The organism is Bacillus sp. JJ1764, from assembly GCF_036962145.1.
Lineage (GTDB): Bacteria > Bacillota > Bacilli > Bacillales > Cytobacillaceae > Neobacillus.
The window spans coordinates 1-3,964 of record NZ_JBALNY010000124.1; the positions used below are offsets into that span (position 1 = coordinate 1).

Below are 3,964 nucleotides of genomic sequence, written 5' to 3' on the forward strand. Positions count from 1 at the left end.
AGGACATTGATTTTCTTCCTAGAATTCGCCCACGCACGAAGGAAATGCGTTAGCATTTTCGAGGAGTCTTCGCACCTTCCGCTCCAATCAACAGAGTGTAAAAAATCAACACTGTTCTTTAACACAGCCAATAAAAAAAAGCGGACCAACCGAGAAGGTGTCCGCTCAAAAAGGGGGGGAATACTAGAAAGCTTATGCTACAGTTATTTCCGCCTTTAATAAAATATATACCTGTTTATAAAATAAAAAGCGGTTTTGACCGCTTTTTTGTATGTTGTTATTCTTCTTTCGTACCAGAGGCTGTATGATCATTGTGGTATTCCAAGAGTTCAGAAGCAGCTATATCAAGAACAGTAGAAAGCTTTAAGATGGTCTGAGAGCTTGGAAGTTGCTCGCCAGACTCATATTTTTCAATCGTTTGGAGTCCAACTCGAATCTTTTGGGCAAGTTCCTCTTGGGTCATATTTCTCATTTCACGGGCATTTTTAATGGTTATGCCGATTGAATTCATACGGTTCACCTCTCCAAAAAATGATATATTTCCACTATAAGTTTATCATATAACAAGTCCTTCTGCTTATGTAAACTATGAACATTATGTTAAGGCTTTCTGACCTTTTTATTGTAAATATAGGAAAAATAGGTTTCCTTACCCATTGTTCTTTTGATTAAGCCCATTTATTATGATATAATTTTTTATTGCATATAAAGGGATAAATAATTAATATATTTAGGAGTGTTTTCATGACATTAAAATTAGAACCGGGAAGTATTGTTACAGGTAAGATAACGGGGATTCAACCCTATGGTGCATTTGTTGCACTGGATGAAAATACACAAGGGCTCGTTCATATTTCCGAAATCACGCACGGATTTGTCAAAGATATTCATGAACATTTAAAGGTCGGAGAAGAAATTAAGGTTAAAGTACTATCTATTGATGAAACTGCGGGGAAAATTGGACTGTCCATCAAAGCGACAGAAGAGGCTCCTGTACAGCAGGCGTTTAAGACAAAGCGTCCACGCAAACGTCAAGCAACGATTCTTCCGGAAGTAGAAGGGCAGCAAGGTTTCAACACGCTGAAAGAAAAGCTCCAAGAATGGATCGATCAATCCCAGCAAGAGGATTTAATTAAAAAGTAAAATTTGTGACAAGCCTGTTACCTACTCGATTTCAGTAGGGCAGGCTTTTTTTAAATTAACATTCATTCTTTCACCTTACTCGGCTACAATATAGTTATGCATATTTTCATTGAAAAGGGAGGAATACCGGTATGACAGGAAAATCATTGGAAATTATTGAAAAGACAGAAAAATATGGGGCACACAATTATCATCCACTACCGATCGTTATTTCAAAAGCGGAAGGAGTATGGGTAGAAGATCCGGAAGGCAATAAATATATGGATATGTTGAGTGCCTACTCTGCCGTTAACCAGGGGCACCGTCATCCAAAAATCATCCAGGCCTTAAAAGAACAAGCTGACAAGGTAACGCTAACATCACGGGCGTTCCATAACGATCAGCTTGGCCCTTGGTATGAGAAGATTTGTCAATTAACCAATAAGGAAATGGCTCTTCCAATGAATACCGGAGCGGAAGCCGTTGAAACAGCATTTAAAGCAGCGCGACGCTGGGGCTATGATGTAAAAGGAATTGCTGAAGACCAAGCTGAAGTAATCGGATGTATCGGAAACTTCCATGGCCGGACCATGACGGCTGTTACTTTGTCATCGGAAGAAGAATATAAGCGAGGCTTTGGTCCGATGTTGCCGGGAATCAAGTTAATTCCATACGGCGATTTGGAAGCGTTAAAAACAGCTATCACCCCCAATACAGCAGCATTTTTAATCGAACCGATTCAAGGGGAGGCAGGAATTGTCATTCCGCCGGAAGGTTTTATGAAAGCAGCCTATGAGCTTTGCAAGGCAAATAATGTGCTGTTTATTGCCGATGAAATTCAGGCTGGCTTGGCCCGTACCGGAAAAATGTTTGCCTGTGAATGGGAAGACATCGAACCAGATATGTATATTCTTGGAAAGGCTCTTGGCGGTGGGGTGTTCCCAATCTCCTGTGTTGTGGCTAACAAAGATATTTTAGGGGTATTTAATCCAGGATCCCACGGTTCCACTTTTGGTGGAAATCCAATGGCCAGTGCTGTTTCGATTGCCTCATTGGATGTATTAATCGATGAAAAATTGGCGGAAAGATCATTGGAGCTCGGTGAATATTTTATTAGTAAATTAAAAGAAATTAATAATCCGATTATTAAAGAGGTTCGCGGTCGTGGCTTATTTATTGGTATGGTCTTGACAGAACCTGCCCGTAAATATTGTGAACAATTAAAAGATGAAGGGTTACTATGTAAAGAAACACATGATACAGTGATTCGTTTTGCCCCTCCGCTAGTGATTACCAAAGAAGAATTAGATTGGGCCATCGAGCGGATTCAAAAAGTACTGGGGTAAACCTAGAGGTGGAAAATGGGGACACATGAGGAAGATGGAGTACAAAAAGAGACATTGAACCTTCTTGCATCGACACAGACAATTATCCAAGATGCATTAAAAAAACTGGGGTATAACCAGGATATGTATCATTTATTGGCTGAACCGCTACGCACATTAAAGCTAAGAGTCCCTGTCCGTATGGATGACGGTTCTACGAAAATATTTACCGGGTTTCGTGTTCAGCACAATGATGCAATCGGGCCGACCATAGGTGGGGTTCGCTTTCATCCTAAAGTAACGGAAGAAGAAATCGAGGCCTTGGCCATGTGGGCCAGTCTGAAGTGCGGCATCGTGGATTTACCGTTTGGGGGAGGAAAAGGCGGAATTATTTGCAACCCCAGAACCATGTCATTTGGGGAACTAGAACGTTTAAGCCGCGGATATGTAAGGGCAATTTGCCAGATTGCCGGACCGGTAAAGGACATTCTTTCACCTGATATCTATACCAATTCACAAGTTATGGCATGGATGATGGATGAGTATAGTTCATTAAAACAGCATGGTTCGGTAGGATTTATCACAGGCAAACCAATGGTTCTCGGAGGCTCTGAGGGACGGGAAATTGCAGGGGCCATGGGTGTGGTCATTTGTATCGAAGAAGCAGCGAAAAAACGCAGAATTAGTATTAAAAATGCCCGAGTCATTGTTCAAGGTTTTGGAAATGCTGGCAGTTTTGTTGCTAAATTTATGCATGAAGCTGGGGCAAAGGTGGTTGGAATATCCGATGTATACGGCGCCCTTTATGATCCGGACGGATTACATATCGACTATCTATTAAGCCGCCGCGATAGCTTTGGAACGGTTACAACACTTTTCGATGGAAGAATCTCCAATGCCGAATTATTGGAACAAGAATGTGATATTTTAATCCCAGCTGCTATTGCCAATCAAATAACAAAGGATAATGCACGTCAGATCAGAGCCAAAATTGTTGTGGAGGCAGCTAATGGTCCGACAACATTGGAAGCTACCAAAATCTTGACAGAACGGGATATCTTATTGGTGCCTGATGTATTAGCAGGTGCCGGAAGTGTCACCGTTTCATACTTTGAGTGGGTTCAGAATAATCATGGTTATTTTTGGAGTAAAGAAGAAATAACCGAGAAACTACGAGAAAAACTTGTCAAATCATTTAATGAGGTCTATGAGTTTGCCCAAACGCATCAGGTAAACATGCGTCTGGCTTCATATATGATGGGTGTCAGAAAAATGGCAGATGCCTCTCAATTTAGAGGCTGGATCTAGCAATAAACCGGGAATCTTTCCCGGTTTATTTTTTTAAAAAGAGTCCAAGATTTACTAAACCAGCGACCCCGATTAATCCATCAATGACTTTGGCAAGAGTCTCATCCCGGCCTCCAAAAATACCCGTAAACAGATCCGTCTGAAAAAAGGCAATGAGTCCCCAATTAACAGCACCAAAGATGGTCATAACAAGTGCTATTCGCTGAATT

At 41.2% G+C, this 3,964-nt stretch carries 5 protein-coding genes; 3 read left to right on the forward strand and 2 right to left on the reverse strand.

Going from position 1 to position 3,964, the window contains the following annotated elements:
- Window positions 1-277: 277 nt before the first annotated feature.
- Window positions 278-511: a helix-turn-helix domain-containing protein gene (locus V7083_RS16785; RefSeq protein WP_335479931.1), complete on the reverse strand. Its 234-nt coding sequence runs from the start codon at window positions 509-511 to the stop codon at window positions 278-280.
- A gap of 233 nt (window positions 512-744) precedes the next feature.
- Here V7083_RS16785 and yugI point away from each other — a divergent pair, with 233 nt between their 5' ends.
- The 3 genes from yugI to V7083_RS16800 all read left to right on the forward strand — a co-directional run bounded on the left by yugI (window position 745) and on the right by V7083_RS16800 (window position 3,755).
- Complete coding sequence (yugI, locus tag V7083_RS16790; protein WP_335479934.1) at window positions 745-1,143, forward strand: S1 domain-containing post-transcriptional regulator GSP13; 399 nt, start codon at window positions 745-747, stop codon at window positions 1,141-1,143.
- Window positions 1,144-1,274: 131 nt separating this feature from the next.
- Window positions 1,275-2,468: an ornithine--oxo-acid transaminase gene (locus V7083_RS16795; protein ID WP_335479936.1), complete on the forward strand. Its 1,194-nt coding sequence runs from the start codon at window positions 1,275-1,277 to the stop codon at window positions 2,466-2,468.
- Window positions 2,469-2,483: 15 nt separating this feature from the next.
- Window positions 2,484-3,755 (forward strand): Glu/Leu/Phe/Val family dehydrogenase, encoded by a 1,272-nt coding sequence (locus V7083_RS16800; RefSeq protein WP_335479938.1) that lies wholly within the window; start codon window positions 2,484-2,486, stop codon window positions 3,753-3,755.
- 25 nt (window positions 3,756-3,780) lie between these two features.
- Here V7083_RS16800 and V7083_RS16805 read toward each other — a convergent pair whose 3' ends face one another.
- Window positions 3,781-3,963: a DUF378 domain-containing protein gene (locus V7083_RS16805; RefSeq protein WP_335479941.1), complete on the reverse strand. Its 183-nt coding sequence runs from the start codon at window positions 3,961-3,963 to the stop codon at window positions 3,781-3,783.
- Window position 3,964 lies beyond the last annotated feature (1 nt).

What these genes read in the sequence shown, in the direction of transcription:
- yugI (WP_335479934.1), top strand. Translation starts at nt 745, where the DNA reads ATGACATTAAAATTAGAACCGGGAAGTATTGTTACAGGTAAGATAACG.
- V7083_RS16800 (WP_335479938.1), top strand. Translation starts at nt 2,484, where the DNA reads ATGGGGACACATGAGGAAGATGGAGTACAAAAAGAGACATTGAACCTT.
- V7083_RS16795 (WP_335479936.1), top strand. Translation starts at nt 1,275, where the DNA reads ATGACAGGAAAATCATTGGAAATTATTGAAAAGACAGAAAAATATGGG.
- V7083_RS16785 (WP_335479931.1), bottom strand. Translation starts at nt 511, where the DNA reads ATGAATTCAATCGGCATAACCATTAAAAATGCCCGTGAAATGAGAAAT.